This window comes from Terrimonas ginsenosidimutans (genome assembly GCF_022012415.1).
GTDB lineage: Bacteria > Bacteroidota > Bacteroidia > Chitinophagales > Chitinophagaceae > Terrimonas_A > Terrimonas_A ginsenosidimutans.
The window spans coordinates 84,165-103,602 of sequence record NZ_JAKLTR010000019.1 but is presented as its reverse complement, the minus strand read 5'-3'; the positions used below and the strand labels follow the sequence as shown (position 1 = coordinate 103,602).

General features: G+C 46.0%; 17 protein-coding genes. 10 read left to right on the top strand and 7 right to left on the bottom strand.

Annotated features, from left to right (window positions below; genetic code table 11):
* Positions 1-31: 31 nt before the first annotated feature.
* The 3 genes from LZZ85_RS23640 (at position 32) to xerD (ending at position 2,470) form a co-directional block, all read left to right on the top strand.
* Positions 32-547 (top strand): YkgJ family cysteine cluster protein, encoded by a 516-nt coding sequence (locus LZZ85_RS23640; protein WP_237875950.1) that lies wholly within the window; start codon positions 32-34, stop codon positions 545-547.
* Positions 548-775: 228 nt separating this feature from the next.
* Complete coding sequence (locus LZZ85_RS23635; RefSeq protein ID WP_237875947.1) at positions 776-1,432, top strand: hypothetical protein; 657 nt, start codon at positions 776-778, stop codon at positions 1,430-1,432.
* A 135-nt stretch (positions 1,433-1,567) separates the two neighbouring features.
* A complete protein-coding gene (xerD, locus tag LZZ85_RS23630) occupies positions 1,568-2,470 on the top strand; it encodes a site-specific tyrosine recombinase XerD (RefSeq protein ID WP_237875945.1) in 903 nt (300 codons plus the stop codon).
* A 96-nt stretch (positions 2,471-2,566) separates the two neighbouring features.
* Here xerD and LZZ85_RS23625 read toward each other — a convergent pair whose 3' ends face one another.
* The 4 genes from LZZ85_RS23625 to LZZ85_RS23610 all read right to left on the bottom strand — a co-directional run bounded on the left by LZZ85_RS23625 (position 2,567) and on the right by LZZ85_RS23610 (position 7,719).
* Positions 2,567-3,556 (bottom strand): carboxypeptidase-like regulatory domain-containing protein, encoded by a 990-nt coding sequence (locus LZZ85_RS23625; protein ID WP_237875943.1) that lies wholly within the window; start codon positions 3,554-3,556, stop codon positions 2,567-2,569.
* Between the two features lie 2 nt (positions 3,557-3,558).
* Positions 3,559-4,641 carry a T9SS type A sorting domain-containing protein gene (locus LZZ85_RS23620; protein ID WP_237875941.1) on the bottom strand — a complete coding sequence of 361 codons (1,083 nt, stop codon included), beginning with the start codon at positions 4,639-4,641 and terminating at the stop codon, positions 3,559-3,561.
* 53 nt (positions 4,642-4,694) lie between these two features.
* Positions 4,695-5,609 carry a T9SS type A sorting domain-containing protein gene (locus tag LZZ85_RS28710; RefSeq protein WP_237875939.1) on the bottom strand — a complete coding sequence of 305 codons (915 nt, stop codon included), beginning with the start codon at positions 5,607-5,609 and terminating at the stop codon, positions 4,695-4,697.
* 172 nt (positions 5,610-5,781) lie between these two features.
* On the bottom strand, positions 5,782-7,719 hold the full coding sequence (locus tag LZZ85_RS23610) for a vWA domain-containing protein (RefSeq protein ID WP_237875937.1): 1,938 nt from the start codon (positions 7,717-7,719) through the stop codon (positions 5,782-5,784).
* Positions 7,720-7,963: 244 nt separating this feature from the next.
* Between LZZ85_RS23610 and LZZ85_RS23605 the strand changes: the two genes are divergently transcribed.
* The 3 genes from LZZ85_RS23605 to LZZ85_RS23595 all read left to right on the top strand — a co-directional run bounded on the left by LZZ85_RS23605 (position 7,964) and on the right by LZZ85_RS23595 (position 11,076).
* Positions 7,964-8,563: an RNA polymerase sigma factor gene (locus tag LZZ85_RS23605; protein ID WP_237875935.1), complete on the top strand. Its 600-nt coding sequence runs from the start codon at positions 7,964-7,966 to the stop codon at positions 8,561-8,563.
* A gap of 6 nt (positions 8,564-8,569) precedes the next feature.
* Positions 8,570-10,042, top strand: a complete 1,473-nt coding sequence (locus LZZ85_RS23600; protein WP_237875933.1) for a carboxypeptidase-like regulatory domain-containing protein — start codon at positions 8,570-8,572, stop codon at positions 10,040-10,042.
* Between the two features lie 200 nt (positions 10,043-10,242).
* Positions 10,243-11,076 (top strand): DUF2911 domain-containing protein, encoded by an 834-nt coding sequence (locus LZZ85_RS23595; protein WP_237875931.1) that lies wholly within the window; start codon positions 10,243-10,245, stop codon positions 11,074-11,076.
* A gap of 91 nt (positions 11,077-11,167) precedes the next feature.
* Here the strand turns inward: LZZ85_RS23595 and LZZ85_RS23590 are convergent, their stop codons facing one another.
* From LZZ85_RS23590 to LZZ85_RS23580, 3 genes are all read right to left on the bottom strand, one after another.
* Positions 11,168-12,889, bottom strand: coding sequence for a sodium:solute symporter family protein (locus tag LZZ85_RS23590; protein ID WP_237875929.1), 1,722 nt, complete (start codon positions 12,887-12,889; stop codon positions 11,168-11,170).
* Positions 12,890-13,016: 127 nt separating this feature from the next.
* Entirely contained in the window at positions 13,017-13,190 is a 174-nt protein-coding gene (locus tag LZZ85_RS23585; protein ID WP_237875927.1) for a hypothetical protein, read from the bottom strand.
* A gap of 187 nt (positions 13,191-13,377) precedes the next feature.
* Entirely contained in the window at positions 13,378-15,861 is a 2,484-nt protein-coding gene (locus LZZ85_RS23580) for a PIG-L family deacetylase (RefSeq protein ID WP_237875925.1), read from the bottom strand.
* A 175-nt stretch (positions 15,862-16,036) separates the two neighbouring features.
* Here LZZ85_RS23580 and ggt point away from each other — a divergent pair, with 175 nt between their 5' ends.
* From ggt to LZZ85_RS23560, 4 genes are read left to right on the top strand one after another with little or no spacing between them, the layout of a single operon-like run.
* Positions 16,037-17,752 carry a gamma-glutamyltransferase gene (gene ggt, locus LZZ85_RS23575; RefSeq protein ID WP_237875923.1) on the top strand — a complete coding sequence of 572 codons (1,716 nt, stop codon included), beginning with the start codon at positions 16,037-16,039 and terminating at the stop codon, positions 17,750-17,752.
* Positions 17,753-17,787: 35 nt separating this feature from the next.
* Positions 17,788-18,339: a DUF1572 family protein gene (locus LZZ85_RS23570; protein WP_237875921.1), complete on the top strand. Its 552-nt coding sequence runs from the start codon at positions 17,788-17,790 to the stop codon at positions 18,337-18,339.
* 56 nt (positions 18,340-18,395) lie between these two features.
* Positions 18,396-18,869, top strand: coding sequence for a GAF domain-containing protein (locus tag LZZ85_RS23565; protein WP_237875919.1), 474 nt, complete (start codon positions 18,396-18,398; stop codon positions 18,867-18,869).
* 2 nt (positions 18,870-18,871) lie between these two features.
* Complete coding sequence (locus LZZ85_RS23560) at positions 18,872-19,144, top strand: acylphosphatase (RefSeq protein WP_237875916.1); 273 nt, start codon at positions 18,872-18,874, stop codon at positions 19,142-19,144.
* Positions 19,145-19,438 lie beyond the last annotated feature (294 nt).

Below are 19,438 nucleotides of genomic sequence, written 5' to 3'. Positions count from 1 at the left end.
TTTATTCGAGGGCATTCGCGTAAATTAGCGTATGGATGCAATCAATCTTCGCGCCTTTAAAAAAGCTGCCGCAAAAAATAAGGGAACGTTACGCCGCTTTCTGAGCAAGCTAGAAAAGCAACCTCCCCGTGGTATTGAGAAAACCACTGCCGTATTAGAGAAAGAAGTATGGGCGGAAGTGGATTGCCTTACCTGCGCGAATTGCTGCAAGACGATGACGCCCACGTTCAATGTGGCCGACATCAAGCGAATATCCAAACACTTTGGTCAGACAACCGAAGAGTTTTCCAACCAATGGCTGCGCCGGGAAAAGGGTGGCGACCGGGACTGGATCAACAAAACCGAACCCTGCCAGTTCCTAAATCTGAAAGACAATAAGTGCAGCATCTATGCCGTCCGCCCGGCCGACTGCGCCGGTTTTCCCCACCTTCAGAAAAAATTAAAAGATTACGTACACGTACACAAACAAAATGTAGAGTTTTGCCCGGCAACCTATAAGATGGTTCAAAAGATGCAGACGCGAATTAACACCAATGGCCGCGAATGAGCACGAATAATGAACTATAAGACCTGAAAAGCGCTGCAATTCGAGAATATGACGATACCGAAAGACTATATCCGCGAAAATTCGCGGTTCTTCGAGTTCATTCGCGTTCGATTAAAAAGCCATTAATATTTCCCGGGATTACTAGCAACTCCTCTGGTCTAGTATTATATTCGCGTTTATTCGCGGCCTTTCGCGAGCATTTGCGTTTCATTCGTAAACTTTGCTTATATGAAGATCTTATTACTTCTCCTATCTGCCTCCGTCATTGCCTGGACTTTCACTTCCTGCAAATCAGCAAGTGGCCCAAAAGTTTTTTGCGACACTATTTGTTTTAAAGACAGTTTAAAGTTCGTTGATGAAGCGCATGAGCTGAAACCTTATGTATATATCAGCGGAACTGACTGTAATGCAGATTCCATCACCTGGAGCTATTCAGGTTTTGGTTCTAACAGGAAAATGGGCATCAAAGACCTCGTTGGCGTTCAGGTAAAACTCAATCCCGCAGCTGTCAGCTGTTACATCAAAGACACCAGCTATGCGTGGGTAACGTTCAATGATTGCGCCAACGGCCGTGGCTACCTGTTGAAATTCCCTTTCAACAAACGTGACCCGCTTGACCGCAAAAGCAGTGCACTCAACTCATTTGATCCTAAATTCGCTGTAGAAAAAGGATTGATCGCCTACTCTGACCGCGGCAACCTGTTCGTGGAAGACATGGCAACAGGCAAACAGGCCATGATGACATTTGGACAAAGACTTGAGATCGATTACGACGCGATCCATGAGCATATCGACTCGATCAACGTTACCTCTACCAGCATCTGGGCGAAAATAAAAATTGGTGACGAATGGAAACCGCTCAGCAAGACGATAGAGCTGAAGTAAGCGGAAAAGAAATGAAGTTTAAAAGTTTGAAAGTTTAAGAGTTGAGTGAGATGCATCACTTAACCCTTAAACTTTAAACTCTTAAACCCTTAAACTTTCAACCTTCTCTACCTTTGCTCCAAACCCTCCTCTCTCATGTGGGATCCCTACAAAAAAGGTTTCAAAGCATACCTGCAGCTCGAAAAATCGCTGGCGGATAATTCTATTGAAGCCTATCTTCGGGATATAGATAAACTCACACAGTTTTTGCAGGAAACAGCAACGATGATCAATCCTGCGGAAGTAGACCTGAAACAACTGCAAAAATTTCTGAAATGGATCAATGAGCTGGGAATGACATCCTCATCCCAGGCACGTATCATCTCCGGCATCAAAGCATTTTATAAATATTGTCTGCTGGAAAATATCAGCCGGACCGATCCTACTGTACTGCTGGAAGCGCCCAAACTGAAACGGGCTCTTCCTGATGTGCTTAGTTATGAAGAAATAGAAGAGATCATTGCACAGATCGATCTGAGCAAACCAGAAGGTGGGCGTAATAAATCGATCCTTGAAACAATGTACAGTTGCGGCCTGCGGGTAAGTGAGGTGGTAAACCTGAAGATCTCTCAACTGTATCTTGATGTTGGTTTTATCCGTGTATTGGGAAAAGGCGACAAGGAAAGACTGGTTCCCATCGGAAGCAGTGCGATCAATTATCTTACCATCTATCTCAAACATATCCGGGTACACACGCAACCAAAACCCGGGAACGAAGACATTGTTTTTCTGAATAACCGAGGCACCAAATTGTCGCGCGTGATGATCTTCCTGATCATAAAGGGCCTGGTAAAAAAAGCAGGGATCAATAAGACCGTATCCCCCCATACTTTCCGGCATTCATTCGCTACACATCTTGTAGAAGGTGGTGCTGATCTGAGGGCAGTACAGGAAATGCTGGGACATGAAAGCATTACGACCACAGAGATCTATACCCATCTGGACAGGGAATTCCTGAAAAAGACCCTGGAGAACTTTCATCCGGCTTTCAGGAAATAATGTGTGCCCAGCGATAGTACATGCACCGAGGAAAATCTTTCTAAGACGACTTTTACAATGCAAGCCGGAAAAAGGCCTTGCCAGATAAAGACCTTATCATCTTACTACAAGAACCTGCTGCGCATATTCTTTTTTCAGTTTTTTATTGTGCAGGACGGCAAAATACCGGCCGGCTGCTACCGCAGGCAGGCCAATGTTCAGCACACGTGCGTCCTTATCGATCCAGATCTTATTTTTAAAGATTGTTCTCCCATTTAATGAGACCAGCCGGAATTCATAGTACTCTTCGTTGAAGGTGTCGTCCAATTTAATGTTAATCGATGTGCCTGATAGAACCGGATTTGGAAATACCTTCAATACAGTTGTATCGGTGACGATGTATTCAGGCGGAACTGTTTTTTTAGGTGGTGCAACTTGTACGGCTACCATGCCCATGGTCACAGCTTCCTGAAGTTCGAGGGTGATCATTGCATTCACTTCTACGTCATTAACCGGACAGGAAAACAGCCTGGCCTCATATCCGACACAAGAAACATCTAACTGAGCTAAACGATCCTTTTCACCCACTCTGAGCTGAAAAGAACCGTCTTCCTTTGTGACTGTGCCTATACTGGTTCCACGCAACATCACGGTTGCACCCACAACCGCATTCCCTTCCCCATCTGATACCCGACCTTTGATAGTCCTTTGTATTATCTTGATCGTATCGCCTACGATCACCCGATTTTTTGCCTGGTCTACCGGTGCTTGAGTTGTCTCGGGAATAGTTTTCCGGACTTCCCCTTGCGTATAACCTTTATTCGAAAAGAGAACAGCAGGAATGATGGCTTTCAACACATACCGGAACCAGGGAATCTTTTTTGCGGGTACGAAAAGATCTTTCGATAGCTGATCCACCCTGAGCCTTCCACAAACATTTTCCGTATTTTTCTTAAAGAATAACGCAAGCTGCTGATCGTCCATCATTGTAAAATCTACAACGGTCTTCTGACAGGAATCGCAGAAACGTCCGCAGCCTGTTGTCTTCATTTCTTTCCAATCCTCCTGACAGGGATCTGGTACATTGAGTTGAAATTTCTTTGCCATAACTATTGAATAAGAAGTTTGCTTTGCAAATAAAGTTTTCCTTTCTGATCGGTCACCAATACGGTATACAAACCAGCAGCCCATTGAGAGGCCATAGGTACATCGATCAGGTTGATTCCTTTTACCGGAACATAGATCTGCTTGCTCAATAAGGCCCCGCTAAGATTAAAGACCTGTACCTGCTTTGGGAGGGCGTCGTCCGCATGTAACTCAACCTTAAACCTCATTCCTCTACGTACCGGGTTGGGAAATATTGTAGACCTGTCTGCCGACATCGAATTCGTTGTTATCGTTGCAATAGGATCTTCTTTCCGTATTAAATCTCCGTTACACACAGAAGAAATTTGTTGAGTCAGCCTTCTTAATCTGCAGATTGTTTTAGACGAGACGATTATCTCTTCGTTTTCCTTAACGTCACGCAGCAGACGATAAGTGCTCATGGTATCTTTCGACAGTTTATAGCAAACGGCAAAGTCTTGATACCCTGCAGCACTGACATGCATGTTATACTCCACGCCAGGCTTCAATGTACCAACTTGCAAACGTCCCTTATCATCTGCCATCAACCTGATGCTATCGTGCTTGTCACCAACAAATGTCACGGTAGCAGCGTTCAGCCCGGAATCGTCTTCGTTGTCGAGTATTTGAAACGTATGTGCTTTTTTGGGTATGGTTGTTATACAGATCACACCATTAACACCACGGCTCCCATATAAAGCAGTGGCTTTTTCTCCTTTTAAAATCTCAATCGATCCAATTGAATTAACATCCACGCTTTTAAGATCAAGAAAAGAGATTTCACCGTCTATAACCATGAGAGGAGCGGATTCCTGAACCGTCGGTACACATCTGATCCGGATCGTCGCTTTTCCTGAAATATCACCCCGGGGCTTCGGGAGATCTCCGACTGAATTTATATTTTCGTCCCGTGCAGTGATCCATAGACGGTTCCCGATCGGTTTACAGTTCTTTGCAAGAGCTTCTCTACCCTCCCTGTCACTTTTGGGAGAATATGCGATGCCGCACTGTCCTGAAGCTGTTGCATGCAACAGCGATAAGATCAATATTATATAGGACGTTCTCATAGCAGAAGTTTATGTTGAAACAAAAGAAGTTTTATAAGTAAGGTCAGCGTTGCTTACTGAACAACAACCTTCGTTTGAATGACCAATTCTCCATTATCATCAATCACCTGGACAGCATACAAACCGGAAGCCCAATGAGAAGGCACAGGTATCTCCATACGATTCACTCCTTCCATTGAATGATAAGACCTGCTGCTCAATTGAGTTCCATTTAAGTTGAAGATCCTTACCTGTAAAGACTGCACGGCATCTGACTGAAATTCGACCTTAAACTCCTTCCCTTTCACTACAGGATTGGGATACACTTTTGAAATCATTTTGTTGCCTGCAGACTTCAGTGCTTTTTTCAATGGCGCATATTTTACCAACGTTCCGCCACATCCTCCCCGGCACCAAATACGACGGTAACCATAGCTTTTTACGATCACTTCCTGATTTTCTTTTACCTCGCGTGAAAGACGATATTGTTCTGTCTTTTTTTCGTCGGAGTTTTTATAGGCAGTAGTAAAGTCTTTATAACCGACCGAAGTCACACGTACTTTGTATTCGACACCGTTTTTCAGTGCACTTGTCTGAAGCTTCCCGGCACTGTCTGCGACAACACGTATGCTATTATTTTTATGATCGGTAAATGTAACGGTAGCCGCATTTACACCAGTATTATCCTCCGCATCAGTGATCTGAAAAAGGTGTCCTTTAATGGGTTTCGTAACGACCAGGACCACACCGTTTGTCGTAGGGTTATTACAAAAGAATTCAACCTTCTTCATTTTTAAAATATCCACGGTTTGTATGGTATTAATATCGAGAGCGATCATCTCTTCGTACGAAGACGGTCTTCCATCAATAATAAACAAAGGAAGTGAGTCTTTCTGAACGAACCTCCAGCAGTTACCCGTGATGACTACTGAATCCGTGATAAGATCTTTTTTCGCAGGCAGCCCGGGCGTATTATTTTGAGCTATCACACACTCATTTAAAAACAATAAGCAGGCTGATAAGTAAAAGTATCTCATACAGGCAATTGGTTTGGTATAATAAAGAGGGGCCGGCAAACACCAGCCCCGTATCACTAACCGGCTGTTAGATGATTGTGTTTCTTATACGATTCAAAACACGCTACTGTTACATAAAATTTTTTTATCTTTTTCCCGTCTGACCTTCGCCTTCGCTTTTTGACTTGCCTTTTGCCAGCATCTTGGCGCTGGCAACCAACCGGATAAACTCCGCCCTGTAACCTTCTTCATCTTCTCCCCTGGCAGCTTTGGCAAGTTTGATCACATGGTCGTAACTGGAAGCTCCTTTGAATTTCGAATCACGCAGTAAAAGCCCCATTTCAGCCACTGCCGTAGCAAAACGAAAATTTTCAGATGCATTATCCAGACCCTTTGTTTCATTTTTTACCACAGCTTCCAGCAACTTGCTTTTATCGCCGTCCGGAGCTTTGTAACGGAACTTCACCGTGAAGAGATCATGTCCTCCTGCTTTGTTGTCTGCTTTAAAGGGCTCTTTCTGATATTTCAGCGGATCAACAGATGCCATAAATTCACTCTTTAGCCCGACAGGGATGATCTCGTATAAAGCTGTCACCGTATGACCACTACCTAGTTCACCCGCATCTTTCTTATCATCATTAAAATCTTCTTTTGCCAGCATCCTGTTTTCATATCCGATCAGGCGATAGCCCTGCACCACTGCTGGATTGAATTCTACCTGCAGCTTCACATCTTTCGCGATCGTGAATAAGGTGCCGCCAAATTCATTGACGAGTACTTTCTTTGCTTCACTGATCCCATCGATGTAAGCGTGGTTACCATTGCCTTTATCAGCCAGCTTCTGCATTTTATTATCTTTATAATTCCCCATGCCATACCCAAGTATCGTAAGATATACACCACTGGCCCGTTCTTTTTCGATCAGTCTTTCCATTGCATCGTCACTGCTTTCACCGACGTTGAAATCGCCATCGGAACAAAGGATCACACGGTTGTTGCCCCCTTTTACAAAAGCTTCGTTCGCGGTCTTGTAAGCCAGTTTAATGCCGGCACCACCAGCCGTTGAACCACCTGCTTCCAGATTATCGATCGCATCTTTGATCTTTGTTTTTTCTTCACCGGAAGTGGGCTTAAGTACTAGTCCTGCGGCTCCTGCGTACACCACAATAGATACCTTGTCTTTTTCACGCAGTTGGTCTACCAGCATTTTCATCGATGCTTTTACGAGCGGCAATTTATTGGGTGTCCCCATCGAACCCGATACATCGATCAGGAACACAAGATTCGAAGCAGGCAAATTATCTGTCGGGATCTTCTTTCCCTGCAAGCCGATCAGCACCAGTTTATGCTCTTTGTTCCATGGGGCGGCAGATACTTCTGTGTTGATGGAGAAAGGATGCTCCCCGGCAGGTTGCGGATAATCATATTTGAAATAGTTGATCATCTCCTCGATTCTTACCGCGCCAGCGGGCGGCAACTGTCCCTGGTTCAGGAACCGGCGGATATTGCTGTAAGAAGCGGCATCTACATCTATTGAAAAAGTAGAAAGAGGATTTTCTTTTGCGGAAAGAAAACGTACTTCATTGACCCCATCATAATCTTCTGTATTAAAATCAACCGGCCGGGGTTCTCTGTTACGCATTTCATAACTGCCGCCCGGAGAAGACGTGTTATAACGGCTTTTGGCATTTTGCGTTACGCTGATGCCAGGAAGTCGCCCCATGAGCGCTTCGCTCTTATACTGCCTTTTTTCATTTGCCGCTATCATGACTTCCTGCAACGCTTGCACCGAAGCTTTGAGGTTAATAGTGATCTCCTTCTTACCTTTTAGTTTTACTTCCTGCGTTTCATAACCAACATAGGTAAATACAAGCGTTGCATTTTCATCAGGCACATTGATCTGGAAGCTTCCATCATTTCCTGAAGTAGTTGCGGTTTGCTGCGACTTAACAGAGATGGTCACGCCCGGAAGCGGTGAACCATTTTCATCCATGATCTTTCCTTTCACTGTAATTGCGTCCATAGGGCGGAATGCCAGCAAGCAGATCATCACGGGTATCAACATAAAGATTATCCTTTGCATATGACATGTTTTCAAACAGGATGTCCGTCCCGGATGGATTACACAGGATTGTTTAAAAAAAAGTGTTAAAGCCTGAGGGACGATGACCGATGGCCGAGGGACGAGGGACGATGGACGATGGCCCATAAGTCGAAATAACCTATACCGGTTAATAGCAATAGCTTCGATCCGACGGCGGCACTCGGCCAACGGTCATCGGTCATCGGCCATCGCTTTTCCACACTTATTCCCTAATTTTATCCGCGTGTCTTTCATCCGGAACATACCAGATAATTCATTGAGCGATAAAGAGCTGGTGAACCGCTATAAAAATAGCGGCGACCTTGGCGTGCTTGGCGAATTATACCAGCGGTATATGGATCTTGTATATGGCGTTTGCCTGAAATATTTCAAAGACACGGAACAGTCGAAAGATGCCGTAATGCAGATCTTCGAAGAGCTGGTATCGAAATTGCGTAAACATGAAGTGGAAAATTTCAAAGCCTGGCTTCATCAGGTAGCTAAAAATCACTGCCTTATGCAGCTACGCACGCCGCGCAACCTGAAAACCGTGGAATTTAAGACTGAACTTGTGCAAAGCGAAGAGAATGTGCATCTGAATGGCGTACTGGAAAGAGAAGAGAATTTTCAGAAACTGGAACACTGCATCGGTACGCTGGCGGAAGAACAGCATCTCGCGATCCGGCTTTTCTATCTTGAGCAAAAATCGTATCACGAAATTGCTGAAAGCACCGGCAAAGAGTGGAACCAGGTCCGCAGCCTGATCCAGAATGGAAGACGAAACCTGAAACTATGCATGGAGAAAACAGAAACATCTGTTAAACCCATTCAAAAATCTATCTAAAGGATATTGATCTTGCAGGAAGAGAACAACCATATTACATTCACGGCCGAGGATATACGCAAGTATCACGAAGGCAAACTTACGCCCGGCCAGATGCATGCCCTGGAAAGAGCTTCGCTGGAAGATCCTTTCCTGTCCGATGCTCTGGAAGGTTATGCCGTGGAGGAAGTAAAAGTTCCCGCAGATCTTAACGAATTGAAAGATCGCCTGAGAGACCTACTGGAAAATAAAAGCAAGGTGATCTCCATGGCGGCACCGGCAAAGCCATTTAACTGGCTGCGTGTTGCCGCAATGATCGTGGCTATCGGAGGTGCCGGATTGCTGGTTTATAATCTCGGCATCAAAACGTCCAACAAGGAAAACACGATCGCACAGGACCTGAAAGTCGCGGAAACAGATACACCCCAGGCAGCCACTGTTCCGGCACCTGATACAGCAGTCTCCGGGCAATCAACACCCGCCGTTCCACTGGCAACCCAAACGGAGGCACCGGCCGGGTCAAAGCAGAATGCGCTGGCGGCAAAACAGCTTGCAGAAAAGTCTGCACAGGTTAAACGGGAAGCAGAAGCATCTGCAAAAGCGGAAACCGCCACCATAGCCGGAAACGATGAGGCAAAAGCGAAACTCCGTGCAAATACAGTAGCCCCTTCTGAATCAAAATCCATCGCTATACCTGATGATTCCAACAGAGCCGATTCCTTGATGAAGCGTCTGCCGGGTATGGAAATCGCCAAAGAAAATAAAGCGAAAGATATCCGCTTGCATGGTTATACCAATCCTGACAAAAACCTACCAGCCAATAACGGATACACTTCCCAAAACCGCAACACGGCCAGTTACGAAGCAAACAATAATCAGCAAAATCCAAAACTCCGTCGCCAGCTTAGTATGCAGCCTGCGACGAATATTTTCCGGGGAAAGATCACGGACGAACAGAATAACCCACTACCCTTTGCGAACATTACGAACTTGATTGATGATATAGGTACCTATGCGGATGCCCAGGGAAATTTTGTGCTCACCTCCCCTGATTCCGTAATGAATGTGCAGGTCAGATCACTGGGCTTTGAGAGTAATCAGACCCAATTGCAAAATGGCCTTGCCATCAATAAAGTCTCGCTTAAAGACGATAACAGTATCCCTCCCATTGTACTGAGTAATAAAAAAGTAAACGCACGGTTCAGGCAAGGCAATATGATCCTCGAAGAACCGGAACCTGCTGACGGCTGGACCAAATACGACTCATACCTGGCAAATAACCTCAAGCTTCCTGACAGCTATAAAACAAAACCACAGGAATCAGGCGAAGTCGAACTCTCCTTTGAAGTCAACAGCATCGGCGAACCGATCAACATCAAAGTAGAAAAATCTCTTTGCGAAGTCTGCGACAAAGAAGCGATCCGGCTTCTAAAGGATGGCCCTAAATGGAAAAGGAAGGCGAAGAAGGGAAAAAGAACGACGATTACGATCCCGTTTTGAGAAAGAGGACGGACAACAAACCGCAAACGGTCGCTATTACCTGCACATGTATAATGGATCTTTGGTCTGATGAATATGATCAACAGATCGCTTCCTTCATGAAATGAATATTCCTGACCAACCGGTTGTACCGCCGTCTATGGTCCGTGGTCTCTCTGAACATCCCTATCTTTGCTCATACTCTAACCAAAACACATTCAATGAAAAGGTTATTTTTTTCAGCGGTTGCAGCATTTATATTGATCAGCAGTAATGCGCAGCTCAAAACGCCAGCACCAAGCCCGACTCAAACAGTAAAGCAGGATTTTGGCATTTCTTCCATCGAGCTGTCTTACTCACGCCCCGGAATCAAGAAAAGAAAAATGTACTCAGATATCGCGCCTGCCGGAGAAGTATGGCGTACAGGAGCGAACAACGCTACCACGCTCACCTTTGGTGATGAGGTAATGATCGGCGGCACCAGGGTCCCGGCGGGAAAATATGGCCTGCTGAGCATTCCAAACAAAAAGGAATGGACGCTTATCATCAGCAAACAAACCAACGTTACCAGCCCAGCTGCCTACAAACAGGAAAGTGATGTAGTTCGCGTAAATGTACCTGTTACCAAAACAAAATCATCTGTTGAAACATTCACTATTGCTTTCAACAATGTATCTCCCTCAAGCTGCGAACTGCAACTGTCATGGGGTAACTCAGCCGTTACACTTCCAATCACCACAGACGTTGATTCACGCATCATGGCTTCGATCGATGCAGCAATGAAAACAGATAAACCGCCTTATGGACAGGCTGCTCAGTATTACATGGACAATGGCAAAGACCTTAACCAGGCACTTGCATGGTACAACAAAGCAGTGGAACAACAACCGGACGCATACTGGCTGCAACATCAGTGGGCAAACTGCCTCGCTAAACTTGGTAAAAAACAGGAAGCGATCTCTGCCGCTCAACGCTCAAAAGAACTCGCTTCTAAAGCGAAGAACGAAGACTATGTCAGAATGAACGATAAGCTTCTCGCAGAGCTGAGAAAATAGCACTGAGAGTAGAAAAAGGAAAAGAGGGGTGTTCGGTGAATGGAAATAACTTCCACCATCAGACACCCTTTTTTCGTCTCCTTCTACTCCTTTAAACTTTTAGCTTGTTCAAGAGAAAGGTGAAGAAGATAACACCCAATGCCCCGATAGGATTGAGCCAGAGAAATCCCATTTTGATGACAGGGTTGTCCAGTTTGGTGAGGGTGAATACAATAAGCACCAGCATCTCGGCCAGCAGGGCACCCCAGAAGACGGCATTTCCGCTCCGGATATTCTTGAAGAAGAAGGCAACCAGGAAAACGCCGAGGATCACACCATAGAAAAGCGAACCGAGTATGTTGACGGCTTCTATCAGGCTGTTCCCAATATTGTACGTGAACATTGCGACGATGATACAGAAGACTCCCCAGCCCAGGGTATACCACTTGGAAAGTTTATACTCCTGTTCACAGGTCTGTTCTTTTTTGGAAAAACGTTTGTGAAAATCGATCATGGTGCAGGAAGCAAGCGAATTCACTGCCGCAGCAATACTTCCCCAGGAAGCAAGAAAGATGATCGCGATCAGCAAACCGACAAGCCCCGCGGGAAGATAATCCATTACGAAACGAAGAAAGATATAGTTCGTATCATTTGAATCACCACCCACTTCTTTTGAAGCGATCCATGTCTTTACTTTTGCGCGTACACTGTCAGATTGTTTATCCAACGCCTGCAGATGAACGGTTGCATCATTGATACGCATTGTATCTTCTGAAGCAAGGGCGTCCGTGAAACTAACAACAGCTTTTTCCTTTTCTGCACCAAGCTCTGTATACCGGTTATTGGCAATATTGAATGAATCACGAAGAGGGGATTGCAATATTTTATCAACCTGTTTCTGGTTAAAGAAAACAGGCGCTTTATTGAATTGATAGAAAGTAAACACAAGGGCCCCTACAAGCAGGATCAGGAATTGCATGGGGATCTTTACAAACGCATTCATGATCAATCCCATCTTGCTGTCTTTCTCTGTTTTGGCAGTCATGTATCTCCCAACCTGGCTTTGATCCGTGCCGTAATAGGAAAGTATCAGGAAGAACCCGCCGATCAATCCACTTAGTAAATTGTAACGGCCGCTCCAATCGATCTTTCCATCCGAGACACCGGAAGAGATCACGTTCAGTTTACCTAACCTTCCACTCACAGCAAGCGCATCAGTAAAACCCACATCCTGCGGAAGCATCCTCACCACCAGGTAAGCCGCCAGGAACATTCCTATAAAAATGATCGCAAGTTGAAGTTGCTGGGTATAGGCTACCGCCTTCGCACCACCGGTGATGGTATAGATGATGAGCAAACCTCCCATGAACAGGTTTGTCCAGTAAATATTCCAGTCGAGTAGCGATGATAAGATAAGGGAAGGTGCAAAGACACTGATCCCTGTGGAAAGACCACGTTGCAACAAAAAAAGAAAAGCGGTAAGGGTTCTTGTCTTACTGTCGAACCGGCCCTCCAGATATTCGTAGGCCGTATAAACCTTCAGCTTGTGGAAAATGGGAACGAAGAAGATACAGATCACAATTGTTGCCAACGGTATGCCGAAATAGTACTGCACAAATCCCATTCCTTCTGTATAGGCTTGTCCGGGCGCCGAAATGAACGTCACCGCACTAGCCTGCGTACCCATAATGCTGAGCAATACAAGTCCCCAGGGCAGACTACGATCATTCAAAAAATAGCCTTCCAAGTTACGGGAAGTCCGGCTTTTTGATAAACCATACAGAACAATAGCAAGCAACGTTATGACCAGTACTATCCAATCGAGCTGGCTCATGAAAATCTTTTAGTGAACAATGAGAACAAAATAATCAATGCCACCAGAACAACCAGTACCAACACGTACCAGTGATTCCAGCTCTTAAAAAATGGCGACTTTTCTTCGTTTGGTTGTTCTGGCATAATTATCTTCTGGTTGACCGGAGCATTCCGGTAAAAACGATCAATATACCCAGCCCTATTCCAATGATCATTCCGATCCTGATCCGTTTGATCAGAAATCCCAGGATCAATCCCAACGCAATGGCTACCATAAAAGCCATCTCCCCTCTTCTTATATCTGGTTTCTTGTTTGGCATAGTGAATTGCGGTTGCGGGCAAATGTCGGCTAGTTGAGGCAATCGCCCAAGCGATGTTCGATGTTCGGTGTCGGAAAACAGGCTCCCTCTTGCGGCGAGTTCATGCACTTATACAATATACAGCTAATGCAGGAGACATGAACCCGGGCTACGATCCTTCGACCATCTGCCATCGAACATCGATCCATCAGAACGCTTTTTTCCTGTTCAATCCGATAATATTCGCCAGTAACCGGTACGCTCCCGGCACGCCAGCAGGCAATTCTCTGAAAAACACGATCCCGGTATACGTGAAATACCCCTTGCCATACTTAGCGATCAGCAAACTTCCGGCATCCGCCTTTTCCCCGGGATCATGCATTGTTAAAATTGTTTCAAAATTTTTGTCCCAGTCTGATCCGTGATAGATACTGCGTTCCTGGATCCATCCGGCAAAATCCTGCTGCGTGATCTTATTCGGATAGTTCAGTACAGGATGATCAGGCTTTACGAACGTCACTTCGGCTTTTTCATCGGTTACTCTTGTACGGGAAATATTGAACGGGTAAGGTCCGATCTTGGCTTTTACCGGTCCCACATTGCTGCTGGTATTATATTGCACGATCAGGTTGCCGCCTTCCTGCACATATTTCATGAGCTTATCATAATAGGCATTCAGCCACTCATTTGTATTGTACGCCCTTACGCCGGAAATGATCGCATCAAATTGCTGAAGATTGATCCGGGAAAGTTCTTTATCTCCCAGCATTACTACTTCATATCCCATCTGCTCCAGACTTGCCGGCACTTTATCACCGGCGCCGACAATATATCCGATCCGTTTGTTAACGATCTTCAGATCAACAAAACTTGTCTGCAACACGGCTGCCTTGTAATACGCTATAAACGGGATATGATCATAGTGGATACTACGCAAACCCTGGTTATACACTTCCCCGCCAGTTACCACGGACACTCCCCTGTAATCACTGCTGATAGTATCCTGCACCTTCGCTTCATATCCCACCACGTAATCTTTCTCCAGTAATGGCAGACCGGTGCGCAAGACAGCTGGTTTTAGTTTTGCTTCCAGCTCTATCCTCGCATCTGGGGCCGCCGCCATCCTTTTATTTGCTTTCAGTGTTACAGCAAACTCAGGCGTTTCTTTTGCCGTGCGGATCACAGTAGGTGGATCTACTGATACAAGAACTTTTGGGACGATCACAACGGGTTCGTACAACTCTCCCTTAACAGGGTCAGTGAACTTATATTTCACGGGGCGTTCAAACCGGAAATCCTGCCCTTCGATCGAGATCAGCGCGATCATTTTATAGGAAGGCTGTACATCTGGCTGCCCTATCAACTGCTGGTCATTCACATTAAAATAGCCTTCTTCCATTTTATTGGCCAGCCAGTATGGCTGTGTGATATTATTGGAAACGGGAACATACAGTTTGCGGCTGAAAGCAATATTCCTGTTTTTGGGTAATGTGACCTTAAGGGTGCTGTCAAAAGCATCCGTTATATTAACTGTCTGCAATACAGCCTGCACACCCTGGCGATTATTAAACGCCATATTGATCCGCAGCGAATCTGTTTGTACGGAAAATTGCTCTGTCGTTGTTGCTTCCAGGAACAGTCCACTGCATTGTGCGATCAGTTCCTTTACTTCTTTCAGCTTCTGCGCTTTCCAGTAACCATCCTTCAATCCGCTGATCTGCTGATAAAGTTTTACCAACCCGGGAACAGATCTCTCCGGGTGAAGCAGATCGAATGATTGTGTGATCGCATCAATGGATACAGCGACCTTATCCCCGCCTTCTATTCTCTTCCAGCTAAGGTCGATCCCATCCATAATATCCTTTGATGGCGAAGTACCTGCCGTTGTTTTAAAACTCTCGTAAGACTCACCGCGCGACGCCGGCACGCCGAAGCCCTGGCTCTTATGCTGGCTGCGGCTCTCCGCTGCGATCTCACCATAGCTTTTCCCGAGCAAGGGATTGTAACCACCAACATCCACCTTCAGCTGATCATCGGTGATCGTGTTATTTCCGCCAAAATTGAAGCTATTGAACAGTACACATCTTGCCTGCCAGGGTTTCACCCATTTCAATTGCTCAGGAAAACGCGACGGGTCTGCCGCTGCTTTAAATGCTTCATTTGCCAGGATGGCCGACGCGGTATGATGACCATGCCCTCCTTCTCCCGTTGTAGGAAAGCGTGTGATCACGATATCCGGTTGAAAATTGCGGATCACCCATACCACATCACTCAGTATTTTCTCCTTATCCCATTTTGTAAATGTTTCCTCCGGGTTCTTCGAAAACCCGAAGTCATAAGCTCTCGTAAAAAACTGTTCGCCACCGTCCACACGCCTCGCAGCGAGCAACTCCTGCGTGCGGATCAGTCCCAGCTCGATCCCCTGTTCATTGCCGATCAGGTTTTGTCCGCCGTCACCTCTTGTCATCGATAAATAACCGGTCCTGTATAGCCTGTCTTTCGACAGATACGTGATCAGCCTTGTATTTTCATCATCCGGATGCGCGGCTACATATAATACTGAACCAAGAACGTTCAGCTTCCGCAGAGCCTGGTACATCTCCGCAGAAGTCCATGTCGGATAAGACTGCGCTTTTACCACAGATGCAAACAGAAGGAAAAAAATAGCAATGAGTGATTGTGCTTTTTTCATGTGTCAAATATAATGGAACTGGGGTTTCATTGTCCGTTCAACGTCTTCGGTCAGCGAAGGGTTGGCGACGCTGGTATCCGTACCTATTGTTTTTCCAGTACAGATCCCGGGTTGCCGGTGATCGGACAACGGTCAACGAGATATTTCCATACCTTGCGTCCAATCCTTTCAAACCATGAACAAACAACTGATCTCCGCTTTTGTTTTATTTTTCCTGATCGCCTGCCAATCGGCTAACCGTACCGCAAAATTGCCATTTGATCCGTTTAATTATGGCGCTAATAAAAGAACGGAATCTGAAAATGGAGCAGTAGCTTCCGCTCATCCACTGGCAAGCAAAGTGGGAGTTGAGATCATGAAACAGGGAGGAAACGCAGTGGATGCTGCTATTGCCGTTCAGCTGGCACTGGCAGTAGTATATCCGCAGGCAGGAAACCTTGGTGGCGGAGGATTCATGGTTGCAAGATTGTCCGACGGACAAAACATTACGATCGATTATCGCGAAGCAGCACCCGGCGCTGCGCACCGGGATATGTATATAGACTCTGCGGGTAATCCACGCACAGATAAAAGCCAGAATGGACATCTTGCCAGTGGCGTTCCCGGGACGGTAGCCGGACTATTCGAATCTGCCGCTTATGGCAAACTATCCTTCCGTAAACTGATCGAACCAGCGATCATCCTTGCTGAAAAAGGTTTCCGGATCAGCACCCGCGAAGCGGCCGGACTGAACCGTTTGCAGAACGATCTCAGAAAATATAATACTGTTCAACCGGTATTTATTAAAGATACACCATGGCAGGACGGCGATATCCTGATCCAGAAAGACTTGGCCAATACATTGAAACGGATCCGTGACAAAGGCGCTGCAGGTTTTTATGAAGGAGAAACAGCAAAGCTCATTACGGCAGAAATGAAGCGGGGTGGCGGCATCATCACCGAAGAAGACCTTAAAAACTACAAGGCCATCAAAAGGCAGCCGCATATTTTCCATTACAAAGAATACCAGATCATCGGCATGCCTATGCCAAGCAGCGGCGGATTGCTCGTAAACCAGATGATGAAGATGATTGAAAAAAGAAATATAGGGGCGATGGGATTTCAATCGCCGCAATCCGTTCAACTGATGGTGGAAGCAGAGAGAAGAGCTTATGCGGATCGCGCAAAATTCATGGGTGACGCCGATTTCTATAAAGTACCGGTGAAAGAACTGACCACAGACAAATACCTGGAAGAAAGAATGAAGGACTATACTTCTGAGAAAGCGGGATCCAGCACCATCACTTCTCCCGGCGCACTGCCAGGTTATGAAAGCCCCGAAACCACGCACCTCAGCGTGCTGGATAAAGAAGGGAATGCCGTGGCTGTTACTACCACACTCAATAATTCTTATGGAAGCCGCACTGTTGTTGGTGGTGCAGGTTTTCTGCTGAATGATGAGATGGACGACTTCAGTGTAAAACCCGGCGTTCCGAATATGTATGGCGCTATCGGAGGAGAAGCAAACGCGATCGCAGCCGGCAAACGCATGCTGAGCTCTATGACACCGACAGTAGTATTGAAGAACAACCAGCCATTTCTCGTACTGGGGACTCCCGGCGGTACAACCATCCCCACGTCTGTATTTCAAACACTCGTGAACATCATCGAATTCAATATGAGTACAACGGACGCTGTCGATAAACCTAAATTCCATCACCAGTGGTTACCGGATGAGGTATACACCGAACTGGGTTTCCAACCGCGTACGCAGGATGCGCTGGAGAAAATGGGATACAAACTCAAACCATCTACCAGCATCGGCCGTATGGAAGTGATCAGGGTATTATCCAACGGGAAAATAGAAGCTGTTGCAGACAGAAGAGGTGATGACTCCGCAGAAGGTCTTTAGCAAACTCATTCTTCGTAACCTTAAATCAGAATATCATGGGTTCACCCGGCAATGAATACATCCAGGCGACTATCAGAAGATTCAAACAATATAAAGAACTGGGTGATAAAACCTTTGTCCAGCTTGACGAAAAAGACTTTCACTTCAAACCCGGCAGCGGATCAAACAGCATAGCCGTGATCATACAGCATCTATCCGGCAATATGCTTTCCCGCTTCACGAACTTCCTTACGGAAGACGGCGAAAAATCCTGGCGCAACCGCGATAATGAATTCCGCGAAAATCCAGGCACAACAAAGGAACAACTCCTTTCTGCCTGGGAGAATGGCTGGCAATGCCTCCTCGACACGCTCTCCTCATTAATAGAAGATGACCTGCTAAGAACTATCTATATCCGCAACGAACCATTACTCGCCATCGACGCAATCAACCGCCAACTCGCTCACTACCCCTATCATATAGGTCAAATCACTTACCTCGGTCGCCTGATCAAAGATGGTCAATGGCAAAGCCTCTCCATTCCTCCCGGACAGTCCGAACAATACAACCAATCCTCCGGCCTTAAAGACCCGTCTAAAAAATTTTAACCAAATCCATCTTTACCTCTTTATCCTCTTTTCTCCACTTAGCGTAGCTTTGCAGGATGGCAGAAGACTTAAACATCCACACAGGAACAAAAGAAGAACAATACCAGTCCCTCATCCCACAGATCAAAGGATTACTGGAAGGAGAACCCGATCTTGTCGCAAACCTGGCTAATGTAGCAGCTGCTTTGAAAGAGCAGTTCGGTTGGTTCTGGGTTGGTTTTTATCTTGTAAAAAATGACGAGCTGGTACTTGGTCCGTTCCAGGGACCGGTTGCCTGCACGCGCATCCGCAAAGGGCGGGGTGTTTGCGGCAGCAGCTGGGCGCAGGCGAAAACCCTGATCGTACCTGACGTCGAGAAATTCCCGGGGCATATTGCCTGCAGCAGCCTCTCCCGTTCAGAGATCGTCGTTCCCATCATCCGGAAAGGAGAAGTGGTTGGCGTACTGGACGTAGACAGCGCTGAACTGGACGAGTACGATGAAACTGACCAGCAGTATCTTGAGCAGATCATTGAGCTGATCCAATTCTGATGATGCCCAAAACAGTATCCATATTGATCACTGGTAAGGTACAGGGAGTATTTTACAGGAAGTCTGCCAGGGAGAAGGCCCTGGCAGCCGGATTGCGCGGGCAGGTAAAAAACCTCCCCGACGGATCTGTTCAGGCAATTGCCACGGGCGAGCCGGAGCAACTGGCGTCTTTCATTACGTGGTGTAAACAAGGCCCACCCCGCGCCATCGTCAGCAATGTGACTGTTTCTGATCTCGAATTCCAGTCTTTTAAAAATTTTGAGATCGTCCGGTGAATTAATTTTTCGGTTGGACGTAGTGCATCAGAATCGACAAAACCCAATACCAGTAAGGGTTTCCCTAAATCAATCATCCGTTTGAGATAGTCAAAACGTGTTTAAGTTGTCTTGACCAGCATAAGTGTCAATACTACATTTGTGTCATAGTAATTCACACGGCAAGCAATCGAATAAATAGGCAAGCTGTTAGAGGTCAAAAGTGAAAACGGTAAGTGGGACGGAAAAGTGAATGGCAAGAGAAAAGTGAAACTACACATCAGCCGAAAGGCTTGATCAACAACTACTTCGAAG